This window comes from Bradyrhizobium manausense, assembly GCF_018130615.1.
GTDB lineage: Bacteria > Pseudomonadota > Alphaproteobacteria > Rhizobiales > Xanthobacteraceae > Bradyrhizobium > Bradyrhizobium manausense_A.
This window is the reverse complement of sequence record NZ_JAFCKB010000018.1, coordinates 60,444-77,715: the sequence shown is the minus strand read 5'-3', so window position 1 is coordinate 77,715 and position 17,272 is coordinate 60,444. Positions and strand designations below refer to the sequence as shown.

Here is a 17,272-nt window from a genome sequence, read left to right as displayed (position 1 = left end):
ACAACCTATTCCGCCGGCGCCGCCAGCGCGCGCGGCTCCGATCGCCGGCGCAGGCGGTCGATCAAGAGATAGATCACGGGCGTCGTGTAGAGGGTGAGCACCTGCGACACGAACAGGCCGCCGATGATGGTGATGCCGAGCGGGCGTCTGAGCTCCGTGCCCGGCCCGGTTGCGACGACCAGCGGAATGCCGGCGAACAGCGCCGCCATGGTCGTCATCAGGATTGGACGGAAGCGTGCCTGGCAGGCCTCGAAGATCGCCTCCGCCGAGGACAGGCCACGCTGGCGCTCGGCATCGAGTGCGAAGTCGACCATCATGATGCCGTTCTTCTTGACGATGCCGATCAGCAGGATGATGCCGACAAAGGCGATCACCGTCAGCGGCGTGTTGGTGATCTGCAGCGCAAGCAGCGCACCCAGCCCGGCCGAAGGCAGCGTCGAGATGATCGTGAGGGGATGAGCGAGGCTCTCGTAGAGAACGCCCAGCACGATATACATCGCCACCAGCGCGCCAAGGATCAGCAGCGGTTGCCGGCCGCTGGTCTTGGCGAAATCGCCGGCATTGCCGTCGAAACTGCCGCGGATACCCTCGGGCATGTGCAATTCGTCGACCGCCCGCTGGATGTTCTGGGTGGCGGCCTGGAGCTCCACATCCGGCAAGGTGTTGAACGACACCGTGGTCGAGGGCACCGACTGCGAATGATAGACCGCAAGCGCAGCAAGGCCGCGTGTCGCGTGCACAACCGCGGACAGCGGCACCTGCACGTCGTTGGCGCCGGCGACAAAGATGCGCTCGAGATTGGACGGATCGACCTGGAATTTCGGATCGATCTCCAGCACGGTCATGTATTGGTTGCGCTGGGTGTAGATGATCGCGATCTGGCGCTGCGAGAAGGCGTTGTTCAGGGCATTGTCGATGTCCTGGACCTTGACGCCGAGTGCTGCGGCCTTCTGGCGGTCGATGTTCAATGTCAGTTGAAGTCCGCCGGGATCGCGGTCGCTGGAAATGTCGGTGATGCCCTCGACCGTCTCCATCCGCTTGGCCACGATTGGTGCCCATTTCTGCAGCAGGTCAAGGTCGGTGCTTGAGAGCGTATACTGAAAGTTGGAATCGCTCTGCCGGCCGCCGGCGCGCACATCCTGCGCGGCGAACATGAAGAGACGGATGCCGGGCACAGGGAACAGTGCCTTACGCAACCGGTCGATCACCACCTGGGTCGAGACGTGGTCGCGTTCTTCCGGCGGCTTCAGGCTGATGAACATGGTGCCTCGGTTGGAGGTCGCCGCGCCCGGGCCCCCAACTCCGCTGCCGACGGTCGAGCCGATGCCGGCCACGGCCGGATCCCGCATCACAATGTCGGCGAGACGCTGTTGCAGCGTCAGCATCGACTGGAACGAGATGTCGGCCGAGGCGCGCGTCGCGCCGATGACGAAGCCGGAATCGTCCGTCGGGAAATAGCCTTTGGGCACCTTGGCGTAGAGCAGCACCGTCAGGCCGATGGTGGCGAAGAAGACCAGCAGCGTCAGCAGCGGAAACTCGAGCACCGCACGTAAGGTGCGGGCATAGAACGCGACGATGCGCGATAGCGAGCCTTCGATCAGGCGGTCGAACAGCGTTGCGGAGGTGGACGTGGTCTGCCGGATGTAATGGGCGCAGATCATCGGCGTGACCGTCAGCGATACCAGGGTCGAAACCACGATCGCGAAGGTCAACGTCAGCGAGAACTCGCGCAGCAGGCGGCCGACGATACCGTCCATGAAGATCAGCGGTGTGAACGCGGCGATCAGCGACAGGCTGATCGAGACCACGGTGAAGCCGATCTGCCTGGCGCCTTCCAGCGCTGCCTGCATTGGCCGCATGCCGTGCTCGAGATTGCGGTACATGTTCTCGATCATGACGATGGCATCGTCGACCACGAAGCCGACCGAGATCGCCAGCGCCATCAGCGACAGATTGTCGATCGAGAAGCCGGCGACCCACATCCCGGCGCAGGTTCCGGCCAGCGCCAGCGGTACCGAGATTCCGGCGGCGATGGTCGGCGTCACGCGGCGCAGGAACACGAACACCACGACCATCACCAGAATGGCGGTCGCCAGCAGCGTCCACTGCATGTCCATCACGCTGGCGCGGATCGTTGAGGTGCGGTCGACCAGGGTGGAGACATCGACGCCAGCGGGGATCCACTGCTTCAGCTCGGGGATCAGCGCCTTCACCCGGTCGACGGTGTCGATGACGTTGGCGTCGCCCTGCTTGGTGATCTGGATCAGCACCGCCGGCTGCTTGTTGAACCAGGCGATCGAGCGCGCGTTGCGGACGCTGTCTTCGATGTCGGCGACATCGGAGAGCCGCACGAAATTCCCGTTCGAGCTCTTGATGACAATGTCGCGGAATTCCTGCGCCGTGCGCATCTGCTTGTTCAGCGACAGCGTCTCGCTCTGGCGCTCGCCATTGAAGATGCCGACGGGGCCGAGCGGGTTGGCGTTGACGATGGCGGTCCGTACGTCGTCGGTCGCGATCCCTGCATTCGACAATGCCACGGGATTGAGCTGGATCCGTACCGCCGGCTGGTCGGCGCCCGACACCGTGACGTCGCCGACTCCGGGCACCTGCGAGATGCGCTGCGCCAGCACGGTATCGGCGACATCGTAGATGGCGCTGGCGGACAGCGTCTTGGAGGTCAGCGCCAGCACGAACACGGGCGCGCCGGCCGTGTTGGCCTTCCGGAAGCGCGGCAATGCCGGCAGATCGCTCGGCAAATCGACCAGCGCGGCGTTGATGGCTGCCTGCACGTCGCGCGCGGCCTTGTCGATGTTGCGGCCGATGTCGAACTGGAGCTGGATGTTCGCGGTGCCGAGAGAGCTCGTCGACGTGATCTGGTTGATGCCTGCGATTTCGCCGAGCCGCCGTTCCAGCGGCGCGGCCACGGTGGCGGCCATCACCGAGGGATCGGCGCCGGGACGGCTCGCCGAGACAAAGATGGCGGGGAAGTCGACATTGGGGACGGAGGCGACCGGCAGGAACTCGTAGGCGACGCCCCCCAGCAGAAACAGCCCGATCGACAACAGCGTGGTCGCGACCGGACGGCGGATGAAGGGCTCCGAGATCGATGCCATCACTGCATCCCCTCGGTCGCCCCGGCCGTGGGCGGCGCGTCGGGCTCCGGCGGGGGCAGCGCCTGCTCGAGGCGGCGGTTGATGCGATCGAGCGCGAGGTAGATCACCGGCGTGGTGTAGAGCGTCAGCAACTGGCTCAGCAGCAGGCCGCCGATGATGGAGATGCCGAGCGGAAAGCGCAGCTCGGCGCCGGTGCCGCTTTCGATCGCCAGCGGCAGCGCACCGAACAGTGCGGCCAGCGTCGTCATCATGATCGGGCGGAAGCGCAGCAGGCACGCCTGCACGATCGCCTCATGCGGCGGCATGCCCTGCCCGCGCTCGGCCTCCAGCGCGAAGTCGATCATCATGATCGCATTCTTCTTGACGATGCCCATCAGGAGGATGATGCCGATCAGGCCGATCACCGAGAGGTCCTGCCCGCACTGGATCAATGCCAGGATGGCGCCGACGCCCGCCGAGGGCAGCGTCGAGAGGATCGTGATCGGGTGGATGTAGCTTTCATACAGCACGCCCAGCACGATGTAGATCGTGATCACGGCGGCAAGCAGCAGCCAGGGCTGGCCGGCGAGCGCCTTGGCGAATTCGGCGGCATCGCCGGCATAGACCCCGACGATGCTGTTGGGCATCTCGATGCGGCTCTCGATCGCCTTCACCGCCTCGACGGCATCGCCGAGCGCTGCGCCCGGTGCGAGATTGAAACTCAGCGAGATCGCCGGGAATTGTGCCTGGTGCGAGATCGCGAGCGGCGCCGTGGTGCGCTTGAGCGTCGCCACTGCATCGAGCGGTACCTGCGCGTTGGGCGCGCCGACGGCTGCGCTGCTGGCGCCGCCCGGCAGGTAGAGCTTTGACAGGATCGAGGGATCGCGCTGGTACATCGGCAGCGCCTCCAGGACCACGCGGTATTGGTTGGCCTGGCCGTAAATGGTCGAGATCTGGCGCTGGGCAAATGCGTCGTTGAGCGTGTCGGTAATGGCCTGAAGGCTGACGCCGAGCTGGCCCGCGCGCGTGCGGTCGACGTCGAGCTGCGCGCGCAGACCCCCCTCCTGCGCCTCGGACGAGACGTCGCGGAACAGGGGCTCGCGCCGCATCTCGTCGACGAGCTTGCGCGCCCATTCCGAGACCAGCGCCGCGTCGGTGCCGGTGAGCGTGTACTGGTATTGCGAGCGGCTCGACTGGGTCGAGATCTGCACATCCTGCACCGGCTGGAAGTAGACCGTCATGCCGGGAATGCCGGCGACCCGCTGCTTCAGCCGGGTGACGACCACGCTGACATCGTCGCGGCGCTCGCCGCGCGGCTTCAGCGTCATGACGAGACGGCCGACATTGGTGGTCGGGTTGACCGAGCCTGCGCCGATGACCGAGACCACGCCGGTCACGTCAGGATCGGCCTTGATGGCATCGGCGGCTTCGGCCTGCCGCTTCTGCATCTCTCCGAACGACACATCAGGCCCGGCTTCGGTCACCGCGGTGATCGAGGCCGTGTCCTGGAGCGGCAGGAACCCCTTGGGCGCGACGACATAGAGCACCAGGGTTGCAACCAACGTCGCAAAGGTCACGACCAGCGTGGCGCGCTGGTGCTCCAGCACCCAGAGCAGCGTACGGTGGTAGAATTCGACGGTGCGGTCGATGAAGCGGCTGATGGCGGCAAGCCCCGGCACGGCCAGCTCCTCGTGAGCGTGCTTGAGCAGCCGCGAGCACATCATCGGCGTCAGCGTCAGCGACACCACCGCCGAGGTCACGACCGCGATCGTCAGCGTCAGTGCGAATTCGCGGAACATGCGGCCGACCAGGCCCGACATGAACAGCAGCGGGATGAACACCGCGATCAACGACACCGTCAGCGAGATCACGGTGAAGCCGATCTCGCTCGCGCCCTTCAGCGAGGCAGTCATGGCGTTGTCGCCATTCTCCATGTGGCGGACGATGTTCTCGATCATCACGATGGCGTCGTCGACCACGAAACCGGTGCCGATCGTGAGCGCCATCAGCGACAGATTGTCGAGACTGAAGCCGGCAAAATACATGATGCCGAAGCTCGTGATCAGCGACAGCGGCAGCGCCACGCCCGCGATCAGCGTGGCGCGCAGCGAGCGGAGGAACAACAGCACCACCAGCGTCACCAGCACCACGCTCAGGACCAGCGTGAACTGCACATCGTGGACCGAGGCGCGAATGGTGACGGTGCGGTCGGAGACGATGGTCAGATGCACGCCGGCCGGAATGGCGCGCTGCACCTTCGGGATTTCGGCGCGGATCTGCTTGACGACGTCGATGACATTGGCGCCGGGCTGGCGCTGGATGTCGATGATGACGGCCGGCGTGCCCTGGTACCAGCCGCCGGTGCGGTCGTTCTCGAGCCCGTCGACGATCTGCGCGACGTCGCCGATCGTGACCGGCGAGCCGTTGCGATAGGTGATGATGATCGGCCTATAGGCGTCGGCGGCGGCAATCTGGTCGTTGGCGGCGATGATGTAGGATTGCTGGGCGCCGTCGAGCGAGCCCTTCGGCCCGGAGACGTTGGCGTTCGCGATCGCGTTGCGCAGATCCTCCATCGCGATGCCGTAGGCCGCCAGCCGCGCCAGATCGGCCTGGATGCGCACGGCCGGCTTCAGCCCGCCGAGCACCGAGACGCGGCCGACGCCGGAGATCTGGCTGAGCCGCTGCGCCAGCAGCGTGTCGGCGATGTCGCTCATCGCCCGCAGCGAGATCGTCTCCGAGCGCAGCGCGAGCGTCATCACAGGCGCATCCGCAGGGTTCACCTTGGCGTAGGTCGGCGGATAAGGCAGCGTCTTGGGCAGGACGCCGGCGGCGGCGTTGATCGCGGCCTGCACGTCCTGGGTCGCGCCGTCGATATCGCGGTTGAGGTCGAACTGCAGCGAGATCTGGCTGACGCCGAATGAGCTGGTCGAGTTCATCGCGGTCAGCGACGGGATTTGCCCGAGCTGCCGCTCCAAGGGCGCCGTGATCAAGGAGGCAATCACGTCGGGGCTCGCGCCCGGCAGCTGCGTCGACACCTGGACGGTCGGGAAGTCGACCTGCGGCAGCGCGGAGACCGGCAGCGCGAAATAGCCGAGCGCGCCGCCAATCAGCAGCGCAATGCCGAGCAGCGAGGTCGCGATCGGCCTGCGGATGAAGGGTTCGGAGACACCCATGAGATATGCCTGCCGCTCAGGCGGCTGTTGCCGGGATCATGGCTGTTTGGCTCCAGGTCCCGATGGTTGAGCCCCCGGCCCCGGCGCTGGTCCGGTCTGCCCCTTCTGGTCGCCTTCGCTGCTCTTCCGCTTGGCGCGGAATTCGCCGTCCTTACCTTGTCCGTCCTTCTGGCCGTCCTTGGCTTGACTGTCCTTTGCCTGGCTATCCTTCTTCTGACCATCCGGCGCACGCGTGCGCTTGCGCGGCGCGAGGTCGGCTGACGGCGTCTGCTCGTCGCGGCCGACGATCACCTTGGAACCGTCGGACAGATTGGCAAAGCCGGTGGTGACGACCCGATCGTTCGGAGACAGGCCGCTCGCGATGACCGCGTCGTGCTCGTTCTGCTGGGTCACCGTCACCGGCTTGGCTGAGGCGATGTCGCCCTCACCGATGACGTAACTGAAGGTGCCGATCGGTCCGCGCTGCACCGCCGACGTCGGCACCACCAGCGCCTGCGACAGGGTCTCGACCTTGAGACGGACATTGACGAACTGGCCCGGCCAGAGCTGGTAATTGGCATTGGGAAATTCTGCCTTCAGCTTGAGCGTGCCGGTGGTCTGGTCGACCTGATTGTCGATGCCGGTGAGCTTGCCGGTGTCGATCACCGTGACGCCGTCATTGCCGAACACATCGACGGACAACGCGCCTTTGGCCGCGGCTGCGTTCACGCGCATGATCTGCTGCTGCGGCAGGCTGAACCAAACCGCGATCGGCTGCAATTGCGTGATGACGACAAGGCCGGTGGTGTCGGCGGCGTGGATGATGTTGCCCTGGTCGACCTGGCGCAGGCCGACGCGGCCCGACAGCGGCGCCACGATCTTGGTGTAGCTGAGCGTCGCGGCCGCATTGTCGATTGCGGCCTGGTCGGCCTTGACCAGCGCCTCGGTCTGCGCGACCGCGGCGCGCTGGGTGTCGGCCTGCTGCTTGGAGCCGGCATTGGACGCGGCAAGCTGCTCATAGCGCGTCAGGTCGATGCGCTGGTTGGCGAGCTGGGCTTCGTCCTGGGCCTTCTTGGCAACGGCCTGGTCATAGGTCGCCTGGTACAGTGCCGGGTCGATTTCGCCGAGCACGTCGCCCTTCTTGACGTCCTGGCCTTCGGTGAACTTCACCGCGATCAGCTTGCCGTCGACTTGCGAGCGCACGGTCACCGTGTTGAGCGCGCGGATCGCGCCGACTCCGTCGAGATAAACCGGCACGTCCTGGATCTTGGGCGTTGCCGCCAGCACCGGCACCGGCAGATCGGGCCGCTGATTGCGGCCGTTGCCCTGCTGCTGCGGCTGCTGGTGCATCACGGTCCAGCCGAGATAGCCGAGACCGCCGAGGATTGCGAGCGTGATCAGAGTCATGACGAAGCCGCGGCCGCGCGACTTTTTCGCCGTCCCTGCTTTCGCGTTGTCCTTCGTATCCGGCTTAAAGAGCATTGACCGGTTTCTCCATGCGCGGCTCCCAGCCGCCGCCGAGCGCCTGGTACAGGCTGACGATGGCAAGAAGGCGAGCGAGCTGTGCCTGCGACAGGGTGTCTTCGGCCTGGAACAGCGTCAGCTGTGTGTTGAGCACGGTCACGATATCCGCCGTGCCGGCGCGCAGTTGCTGCTCGGCGAGGTCGAAGGCGCGCCGCGACGCGTTGACGACGTCGCGCTGCAATTGCAGCTTGATCGTGGTCTGCTTGATCGAAAACAGCGCGTTGTCGACGTCGGTGAAGGCCTGGACGATGGTCTTGCGGTAGGTCTGCAGCAACTCGTCCTGCCGCGCCTTGGCATATTCGAAATTGCCGAGGATCTTGCCGCCGTCGAAGATCGGCTGCGTCGCGCTGCCGACCAGCTGGAAGAACGCCGCGTGCGGCTGGAACAGCGAGACCAGCGCCGAGCTTTGATAGCCGCCATTCCCGGTGAGCTGGATGGTCGGGAAGAACTGGGCGCGGGCATTGCCGATATTGGCGGTGGCCGAGGCAAGCTGCGCCTCCTGGCGGCGAATGTCCGGCCGCTGCGTCAACAGCTCCGACGGCAGGCCGGGCGTGATGCGCGGAATTGCGATCCGATCCAGCGAGCCGCCCGCAAGGCGCACGCTCTCTGGCGGTCGCGACACCAGCACCGCGAGCGCATTGGCGTTCTGGTCGAGCGTCTGCCGCAGCGGCGGCACCAGCGCCTTCTGGTTGGCCAGCACGCTCTCCTGCTGGGCGACGTCAAGATCGGTCCCCGTCCCGGCCTTGCGGCGCTCGCGGATGGCATCGAGGATGCGCTGGGCGCTCGCAATGTTGCGCTGGGCGGTGCGCAGGCGATCCTGCGAGGACAGCACCTGGAAATAGGCATTGGCAACGGCTGCGAGCGTCGTCAGCGCGACGGTGTCGCGGTCGAACCGGTTGGCCTTTGCGGTCTCCTCCGCCGTTTGCAGCGCGTCGCGGTTCTGGCCCCAGAAATCGAGCTGGTAGCTGGCACTCAACGATGCCTGGTAGTTCACGACCTCGCGGCCGCCGTTGGTGAGTCCCGAAGCCGACGAGCCGGAGGTGCGCGAATAAGCCTCCTGTCCCGTTCCCGACAGGCTCGGCAACAGCGCCGCGCCTGCCTGCCGCGCCTGTGCATCGGCCTCGACGATGCGCGAGACTGCGGCAGCGATGTCGAGGTTGACGGTCTGCGCCTCCTCCATCAACTGCGTCAGCTCCGCCGAGCGAAAGCCGCGCCACCAGTCGAGCGACGGCGGCGCATCCGTCTTCCCGGCGTATTTGTATTGCGTGGGAACATCGAGCGCGGGATCCGGCAGGTCCTGGGTCAGCACACAGGCGCCGGAACTCGAGGCCAGGAACACCACCGCGACCGCACGCAGTGCTCGGGATGCAGACCCAAGCAATTGCCGCTTGGCGACGACGGGAACCCGCTGTGTCACATCCACCCCCTGCCAGGCAGATCACGCCGCCACCGCGCGGCGGGATTAGCCGATTCGCGGGCGGTCGGCCGGGGGCCTTTCTGTAACTCGTTCACAGCGTGGTGCTTTCTGCAGAGCCGGAAACCCATCCTAGCCGGGCGCGGAACTGCGGGACAGTCCCGCACCTGCGAAACACACAGCCCGACGAAGCGGTGCCAAGAGGCATTGAAATGAAAGTTATGCCTGTCTCGCAGGGACTTCTTTCACTTCAGAAACAGCCTGAAACGCAATCCAGCTTACCAAGATTTCATGTGATATTGCAGTCACAGTTGCCCCCAAGCCGCTGGCCGGAGCCCTTCAATCGCCCTGAAACCTGCGCCGCAACGCACCGTAGCTTGTCCCACACGAGGCAGGGGCAGTTACACATGCGCATCGCGGTCATCGGGACGGGCATTGCCGGCAATGCGGCGGCCTGGACGCTCTCCCAGCGCTATCCGGTGACGGTCTATGACCGCGAACTGCGCCCGGGCGGCCACAGCCACACCGTCACCATCGACTATGTGGGTACGCCGGTCGCCGTGGATATCGGCTTCATCGTCTACAACGAGCTCAACTATCCCGACCTGACCGCGATGTTCGCCCATCTCGGCGTCGAGACGGTCGGAAGCTGCATGAGCTTTGCCGTGTCCGCCGATGGCGGCCGGTTCGAATGGCGCGGCGGAGGCAATGACTGGCGGGCGACGGCGGCCGGCTTGTTCGCTCAAGCCAGCAACCTGCTCTCTCCGTCCTTCCTGCGGATGCTCGCAGAGATCCCGAAATTCGGCCGGCAAAGCGTGGAGGATCTGCGCAACGGCCGCCTGAGCCGACTGACGCTCGGCGACTACTTTCGCCAACGCGAATTCTCCGAACGGCTGCTCACCGACTACCTCGCGCCGATGGGGGCTGCGATCTGGTCGGCGCCGACGAAAGAGATCCTCGACTTCCCGGCCGAGAACTTTGTTGCCTTCTTCGACAATCATCGCCTCCTGCACTACGCCCGGCCGGTCTGGCGGACGGTCAAGGGCGGCAGCCAGCGCTATGTCGAGCGGCTTCAGGCCCCATTCAGGGACCGCATCCGGTTCGGCTGCGCCGTCACCTCGATTACGCGCACAGCACAGGGCGTCGTGGTCCATGACAGTCATGGCTGTCATGAGAGTTTCGACCACGTCGTGATTGCCGCCCATAGTGACCAGGCACTCGCCATGCTGACGGACGCAGACGCGCGCGAGCGCGACATTATCGGTGCCATCAACTATTCGCCGAACACAGTTTATCTGCATCGCGATATCAGGCTGATGCCAAAGCGGCGGCACGCCTGGTCGTCGTGGAATTTCCTGCGTTGGCAGCGCAAGGGAGACGCGATGAACGACGTCGCGGTGACCTACTGGATGAATCAGCTCCAGGGGATCAATTCCGACAAGCCACTGTTCGTCAGCCTCAACCCGCCATTCGAGCCTGCGCCGGAGCTCACCTTCGGCCAATATCTGTGCGAGCATCCGCAGTACAATGCGGCTGCCTTTGCCGCGCAAAAGCGGCTCGCCGAGATTCAGGGAGTGCGGCACACCTGGTTCTGCGGCGCCTGGACCGGCTATGGCTTTCACGAGGACGGCCTGCGTTCGGGACTCGCCGTGGCCGAGGCACTCGGGGTGACTGCGCCCTGGCGCGCGACACCGGTCGAACTCGCGGAGGCTGCGGAGTAGTGCGATGGTGACGACAGCCCTCCCCGCAACCGATGCCGCCACGCTCTATTTCGGCGACGTGATGCATGCGCGGCTGAGGCCGATGCGCCACCGCTTCAGCTACCGCGTCATGAGCCTCCTGATCGATCTCGACCGGCTCGATGAGGCCGACCGGCAGTCGCCACTGTTCGGCGTCAACCGAGCCGCGCTCTACAGTTTCCACGAGAAAGACCATGGCGCCCGCGATGGCTCCCCGCTACGCGCCTATGCCGAGCGCTGCGCTGCCACGCACGGCATAGACCTCGGCGGCGGTCGGGTCGAGTTGCTCTGCTATCCCCGCCTGCTCGGTTACGGCTTCAATCCGCTCTCGGTCTATTTCTGCTATGGCGCCGGCGGCGAGCTGGCGCTGGTGATCTACGAGGTGCGCAACACTTTCGGGGAGATTCATCCGTACGTTCTGCCGGTGAGGCCTGGCGAATGGAGCGATGCGGGCCTGCGTCAGCAGCAGGAAAAACTGTTCTACGTTTCGCCGTTCGTGCCGATGACGACGCGCTACCATTTCCACGTCCGGCCGCCGTCGGACACGGCCAAGCTGCGCATCCTGGAAACCGATCGCGACGGCCCGCTGCTCGCGGCGACCTTCAACGGCCGCCGCCGTGCCCTGACCTCGCGTGCCCTGCTGCGATCATTTTTGGCCCTGCCGCTCGTAAGCCTCAAGGTGATATCGGCGATCCATTGGGAAGCGGTACGGCTTTGGCTGAAGGGGGCGCGGCTGGTGCCACGCCCCGATACTGCAGAGCAGCGTAACGGCGAAACCACCTTGGCACGCGGCAAATCGCGTCCCTATATTATTGGTCGCTGACCGTTTGCAAGGCGCGCTCGGGTCCGGCGATCGAAGCGGGATGGGCATGCTCGACAGGCGGTCGGACGGTATCCGTTGAGGTCATGGATCTGCCGATGCCAAATGCCATCTCGGTGACACCTGATGACGTCGAGACAATGCTCGCGGACCTGCCGCGCATCGTTCGCCTTGCACTGACCTTCGGCTCGCGACTGCGGCGCGGGACGCTTGATGTCACCCTGCCGGACGGGCGCGTGATCCGGCTCGGTGGCCTCGAGCCGGGCCCGAATGCCGCCATGCGGCTGCACAATTACGGCGTCGCCTCTCGCCTGATCAACGGCGGCGACATCGGAATTGCGGAGGCCTATCTCGCCGGCGATTGGGATACGCCGGACCTGACGCAGTTTCTCTACCTGTTCTGCGTCAATCACGATCTGATCCAGGCCATGCTGCGTGACAAGCCGCTGATGCGGTTCACCCAGATGATCCAGCATTGGTTCAATCGCAACACGCGCCGGCAGGCCCGGCGCAACATCCACGCCCATTACGATATCGGCAATGCGTTCTACTCGGCCTGGCTCGATCCCAGCATGACCTATTCGTCGGCGCTGTTCGAGGGATCGACCACGGATCTCACGGCCGCGCAAACCAACAAATATCGCCGCCTCGCCGAGGCGCTCGACCTGAAGCCGGGCCAGAAGCTGCTCGAGATCGGCTGCGGCTGGGGCGGCTTCGCTGAATTTGCCGCCAAGACCTTCGACGCGCGCGTGGTGGGATTGACGATCTCGACCGAGCAGCGCGACTTCGCGCAGAAGCGCATCTTTGAGGCGGGTCTTGCTGAGAAGGTCGAGATCCGCCTGCAGGATTATCGCGACGAACGCGATCGCTACGACCGGATCGCCTCGATCGAGATGATCGAGGCCGTTGGCGAGCAGTTCTGGCCGCGCTATTTCGCGCAATTGCGTGACCGCCTGCTGCCGGGCGGATTGGCCGGCATCCAGGCCATCACGATCCAGGACAAGCTCTTCCAGGGCTATCGGCGCGAGGTCGACTTCATCCAGCGCTACGTCTTTCCCGGCGGCATGCTGCCCTCGCCTGCGGTGCTGAAGTCGCTCGGAGACCGATTCAGCGTGCCCGTTATCCGCGAGCGCATCTTCGGGCAAGATTATGCCAAGACGCTTGCCACCTGGCGAAATAACTTCCGCGCGGCCTGGCCAGGCCTGGTGCCGCTTGGCTTTGACGACCGGTTCCGGCGGCTGTGGGAGTATTATCTCGCTTATTGCGAGGCCGGCTTCCTGTCCGGCAATATCGACGTCCGGCAGGTCATCTTCGCAAAGCAGCAATAAGAGTTTGCAGCCTCGCCTTGTGCAGCTGGAGACCCTACTTTAGGGTCTGACGACTTCTCGCCTCCAGCCGGTAATTGCCTGACATGACCATCAAAAATGACGTTGTCGAAGCCATCGGCAACACCCCGCTCATCAAGCTCAAGCGCGCCTCCGAACTAACCGGCTGCACCATTCTGGGCAAGGCCGAGTTCATGAATCCGGGCCAGTCGGTCAAGGATCGCGCCGGCAAGTGGATGATTTTGGAAGCCGAGAAGCGCGGCGAGCTCAAGCCGGGCGGTCTCGTGGTGGAAGCGACTGCCGGCAACACCGGCATTGGGCTTGCGGTGGTAGCGAGCGCGCGCGGCTACCGCACGCTGATCGTGATCCCGGAGACGCAGAGCCAGGAGAAGAAGGACTTTCTGAAGCTGTGCGGCGCCGAGCTGCTGGAGTCGCCGGCACTGCCTTACTCAAATCCGAACAACTACCAGCATGTCGGCCGCCGACTTGCCGACGAGCTGCGCAAGACCGAGCCGAATGGCGTGCTCTTTGCCGACCAGTGGAACAACCTGGACAATGCCAAGGCGCACTACGACTCGACAGGTCCTGAAATCTGGCAGCAGACCGGCGGCAAGATCGACGGCTTCGTCTGCTCGGTCGGCAGCGGCGGCACGCTCGCCGGCACCAGCCGCTATCTGAAAGAGAAGAACAAGGACATCCGGATTGCCTGTGCCGATCCGCACGGATTCGGCATGTACGAATACTTCAGGACCGGCGAGGTCAAGGCAACGCCCGGCGACTCCATCACGGAAGGCATCGGGCTCGGCCGGAAAACCGCGATCGTCGAGAGCGCGAAGGTCGATGACGCGTTTCTCATTCCCGATGCAGAAGCTGTCACCGTGATCTACGAGCTGCTTCAGCACGAAGGCTTGTGCCTTGGCGGCTCGACCGGCATCAATATCGTCGGCGCGATGCGGCTCGCCAAGCAACTCGGGCCGGGCAAGACCATCGTCACCATTCTCTGTGATTCCGGCAGCCGCTATCAGTCAAAGCTGTTCAACGCCGACTTCATGCGCGCGAAGAACCTGCCGGTGCCGGAATGGCTGGAGAAGCGCAGCAACATCAAGCTGCCGTTCGTTTAGCTCCGGGCGGTCAATTCGGTCAGCTCCAGTTCGGACGCGCCGAGCCTTGCGACACGCGCGCAAGGCGTTGGTCCGACGTCGACGGCTTGCTCGCTGCGCGCGCGGGCGGCTCGAAGGGGTTGGTGCAGGCCCCCTCGTCGTGGGCGCTCGGCCAGAACGTGAGCGCCAGCAGCAGAACGAAATTGACCAGCCCGCCGACCATCGTGCCCTGATGCTCCTCGCCGATCGCCCAGGCCGGATACCGGCCCGCCACCACGTGATCGACGATCATGAGCGCGATCCAGGCCGGGAGGACGCAGACGGGATCCCAACCGATGTCGCGGATCCGCATCGATTGCAGCGTGAAGGTCCCGAGTCCAAAGACGATCATTGCGGCGATGATGGCCCAGTTCCGGGTGAAATCCTCCGGACGGACCATGCTCGGCGATGTCGTGCGCAACACGGCCATCGCAATCGCAAAGCAGATTGCGGTCATCCCAATCGCCAGCGCGACCGTGGCCAGGAAGAAATGTAATCGCCCGAGGCGGGCGTTGAGGCCGAATATGAAACCGAGCATGTGACGCCCCTCTTTTGCGTCACATGCGCAGAAAGTGCTTTCGGGCGCGTGAAGCGATGGGGGTGTCGCAAGCAGTATGGTTTTAAGCTGACGATGGAATTGCGTAGAATTTTAGCGTTCGAGGCTTGCCGTGGTGACAAGGATGGGCAGAGCGACTTGTCCGACGTAGCTCGAAGAGCGCAGTCGGAGGCGTGCCCACCATTCCACCTGCAATCACCGAAAAGATGGTGGCACCGCGCTTTGCGCCTTTGCCCGCCGGCAGCGTTTACCGGGTCATCGACGCACAATAGTCCCGCCAGAATTGGCGATAGCCCGCGTCGACCCTGCCCGCGTAAATCTCGACATTGCCGGCGGGCGAGGCTGAGATCTGCGTCGGCAACTCCGCGCGCAATTTCGCCAGATAGTCCGGCTGTGCCGCAAACTTGCAGGCGATCGCGGCGTAGCCATCGTCATCCTCGGCGACCCAGTCCTTGAGGCCGACCGCCGCCACGATCGAGGCGCCGGCGCGTGATGAGGACGCATTTCCGAGCTTGGCGATGACGGGAACACCGGCATAGAGAGATTCCCATGTGCTGATGCCGCCGTTCTGCGGAAATGGATCGAGCGAAATGTCGACCTGCGCAAAGGCCCGCAGATGCTCGTGGCGCGGGGTCATGCCCAGGCAGGTGATGTCAGCTTCGCCGATACCGTGCGCGACGAACCGCGCAAGGAGGCGCTCTCGCACCAATGGATCGTCAAGCAGCGTGTGCTTCAGGATGATCCGCGATCCCGCCACCTCGCGCATCAATTTCGACCACACGCGGATCGCCTCGTCCGATATCTTGTTGATGCGGTTGAACACGCCGAAGGTCACACGACCGTTGCGGAGCATCGGAAGCTCTGAAGGCGGCACGTCCAGAATGGGATCCAACGTGTTCAGGCACGGCAGGTCATAGACCTTTTCGGCCAGGAGATGCCGGGCCGTTTCCGGAACGAAGACGGGATCCGCAAGCACATAGTCCATGGTCTGAAGGCCCGTGCCCGACGCATGCCCGAAAGCGGTCACCTGGATGGGAGCTGGCTTGCGCGCGAACACGGAAAGCCTGTTGCCGGTGGTATGCCCCGATACGTCGATCAAGATATCGACGTTGTCAGCTTGAATACGATCGGCCAGCTGATCGTCCGACAGCTGCCAGGCATCCACCCAGACGTCGGCCATTTGCTTGAAGCTGGCGGTCACCTCGTCCTGGGTCGACGAGCACGCATAGCAGACGATTTTGAACTTGGCGCGATCGTGATGGCGCAGCACCGGCAACAGCGCGAACGCCGCCGAGTGATACCAGAACTCGGCCGAGACATAGCCGATGACGATCTGCCTGTCCGGATCGAGCGACCGGGGTGCGAGCGTCCTCTGCGGCAGCTTGGTGCCGATCGCGTCCCACCAATGTTTTCGCGCGGCCTGCTGAACCGCGAAATCGGCGTCGGCGAGGAAGTCCAGAAAGAATATCTTTCGCCCGATCAAGCCGGCATCGGGCGCAATCGCCAGCGCAGCGTCGAGAAGCTCGATCGCCGATGCAATCTCTCCCTGGTTGGCAAAACAGGCGCTCAGCAGCGCCATCGCGATCGCGGAGCGCGGATTTTCCTCGAGCAACGTGGTGCAGGCCAGGATAGCCTGCGCCGTATTCCCCATGTTGAGCGAGACTTGCGCCTTCCCCTGCAAGGCCACTTCGAGCTTGGGGGAGATCGCAAGCGCTGCGTCAAAATCCGCCGCGGCCTGGTCCAATCTCGACAGCTCCAGATTGACCCGTCCGCGGTTCGCGAGGATCTTCGCCGAGCCCGGCCTGATCGCGAGCGCCGTTTCAAGCGCGCTTTTCGCCGTGTCGTAGTTCTTTAGCTCGATATTGACCAAACCCTTGCCGACGAGCGCCTCCACGTGTCGCGGTTGAAACAACAAGGTACGCTCGAAGCTTTGCCTGGCACGATCAAACTGTTGCAGTGCCAGTTCCGCCAGGCCACGGTTGCACAGCGCATCGACATAGTCGGGCTTCAGCTTGATCGCGCGATCGTAGCATTCAATGGCCTGCTCGACGCAGTTCAGGTGCAGCAAGGCATTGCCGAGATTGGCCAGGGCCATCGGGAAGCTCGGCTTCAGCGCAATGGCCTTCTCCAGATAGGTGCGCGCGTCCTCATATTGCCCTAGCGCGAAATGCGTCGCTCCCAAGTCGGAAAAGGCTTGTGCCGAGCGCGGATCGACGGTCACCGCCTGCTTGAGAATCTGCCTTGCCGCCTCGAGGTTCTGGGTCGCGAATGCGCACAAGCCGAGCAGGTGCAGGGCGCCGAAATGCTCCGGGAGCTCGTTCAGGATCTGGTGGCACAGCGCCTGCGCCTCCGCGTGCCGGCCCTGGCTATAGGCCGAGTTCGCGGCGGAGATGAGGGCCTCCGCCTGCTTCTTGAATTTCTTCTGCAATCGCGCGTTCTGGAACGCGCGTGCGCCGGCGCTGCTCTGCAAGGTCGCTCTCCGAGGGATGGCCGACGAAGAGTCTAGCTGAT

At 64.4% G+C, this 17,272-nt stretch carries 10 protein-coding genes; 4 read left to right on the top strand and 6 right to left on the bottom strand.

Annotated elements, in window-relative coordinates; translation table 11 throughout:
* Window positions 1-5 precede the first annotated feature (5 nt).
* The 4 genes from JQ587_RS27750 to JQ587_RS27735 are packed head-to-tail and all read right to left on the bottom strand — an operon-like array spanning window position 6 to window position 9,191.
* Window positions 6-3,113: an efflux RND transporter permease subunit gene (locus JQ587_RS27750; RefSeq protein WP_212427416.1), complete on the bottom strand. Its 3,108-nt coding sequence runs from the start codon at window positions 3,111-3,113 to the stop codon at window positions 6-8.
* On the bottom strand, window positions 3,113-6,265 hold the full coding sequence (locus JQ587_RS27745) for an efflux RND transporter permease subunit (protein ID WP_212427415.1): 3,153 nt from the start codon (window positions 6,263-6,265) through the stop codon (window positions 3,113-3,115). Before JQ587_RS27745 ends, JQ587_RS27750 begins: the two co-directional genes overlap by 1 nt.
* 36 nt (window positions 6,266-6,301) lie before the next feature.
* A complete protein-coding gene (locus tag JQ587_RS27740) occupies window positions 6,302-7,726 on the bottom strand; it encodes an efflux RND transporter periplasmic adaptor subunit (protein WP_212427414.1) in 1,425 nt (474 codons plus the stop codon).
* Window positions 7,716-9,191 carry an efflux transporter outer membrane subunit gene (locus tag JQ587_RS27735; protein ID WP_212427413.1) on the bottom strand — a complete coding sequence of 492 codons (1,476 nt, stop codon included), beginning with the start codon at window positions 9,189-9,191 and terminating at the stop codon, window positions 7,716-7,718. The genes JQ587_RS27740 and JQ587_RS27735 overlap by 11 nt, the downstream gene beginning before the upstream one ends.
* A gap of 398 nt (window positions 9,192-9,589) precedes the next feature.
* Here JQ587_RS27735 and JQ587_RS27730 point away from each other — a divergent pair, with 398 nt between their 5' ends.
* The 4 genes from JQ587_RS27730 to JQ587_RS27715 all read left to right on the top strand — a co-directional run bounded on the left by JQ587_RS27730 (window position 9,590) and on the right by JQ587_RS27715 (window position 14,187).
* Complete coding sequence (locus tag JQ587_RS27730) at window positions 9,590-10,903, top strand: NAD(P)/FAD-dependent oxidoreductase (RefSeq protein ID WP_212427412.1); 1,314 nt, start codon at window positions 9,590-9,592, stop codon at window positions 10,901-10,903.
* Between the two features lie 4 nt (window positions 10,904-10,907).
* Entirely contained in the window at window positions 10,908-11,744 is an 837-nt protein-coding gene (locus JQ587_RS27725) for a DUF1365 domain-containing protein (protein ID WP_212427411.1), read from the top strand.
* Between the two features lie 95 nt (window positions 11,745-11,839).
* Window positions 11,840-13,069 (top strand): SAM-dependent methyltransferase, encoded by a 1,230-nt coding sequence (locus JQ587_RS27720; RefSeq protein WP_212303700.1) that lies wholly within the window; start codon window positions 11,840-11,842, stop codon window positions 13,067-13,069.
* Between the two features lie 83 nt (window positions 13,070-13,152).
* Window positions 13,153-14,187, top strand: coding sequence for a cysteine synthase A (locus JQ587_RS27715; RefSeq protein WP_212303701.1), 1,035 nt, complete (start codon window positions 13,153-13,155; stop codon window positions 14,185-14,187).
* Between the two features lie 19 nt (window positions 14,188-14,206).
* Here JQ587_RS27715 and JQ587_RS27710 read toward each other — a convergent pair whose 3' ends face one another.
* Both JQ587_RS27710 and JQ587_RS27705 read right to left on the bottom strand, forming a co-directional pair.
* Window positions 14,207-14,743 (bottom strand): hypothetical protein, encoded by a 537-nt coding sequence (locus tag JQ587_RS27710; protein ID WP_212427410.1) that lies wholly within the window; start codon window positions 14,741-14,743, stop codon window positions 14,207-14,209.
* A 265-nt stretch (window positions 14,744-15,008) separates the two neighbouring features.
* Window positions 15,009-17,231, bottom strand: coding sequence for an O-linked N-acetylglucosamine transferase family protein (locus tag JQ587_RS27705; RefSeq protein ID WP_212427409.1), 2,223 nt, complete (start codon window positions 17,229-17,231; stop codon window positions 15,009-15,011).
* Between the last annotated feature and the right edge of the window lie 41 nt (window positions 17,232-17,272).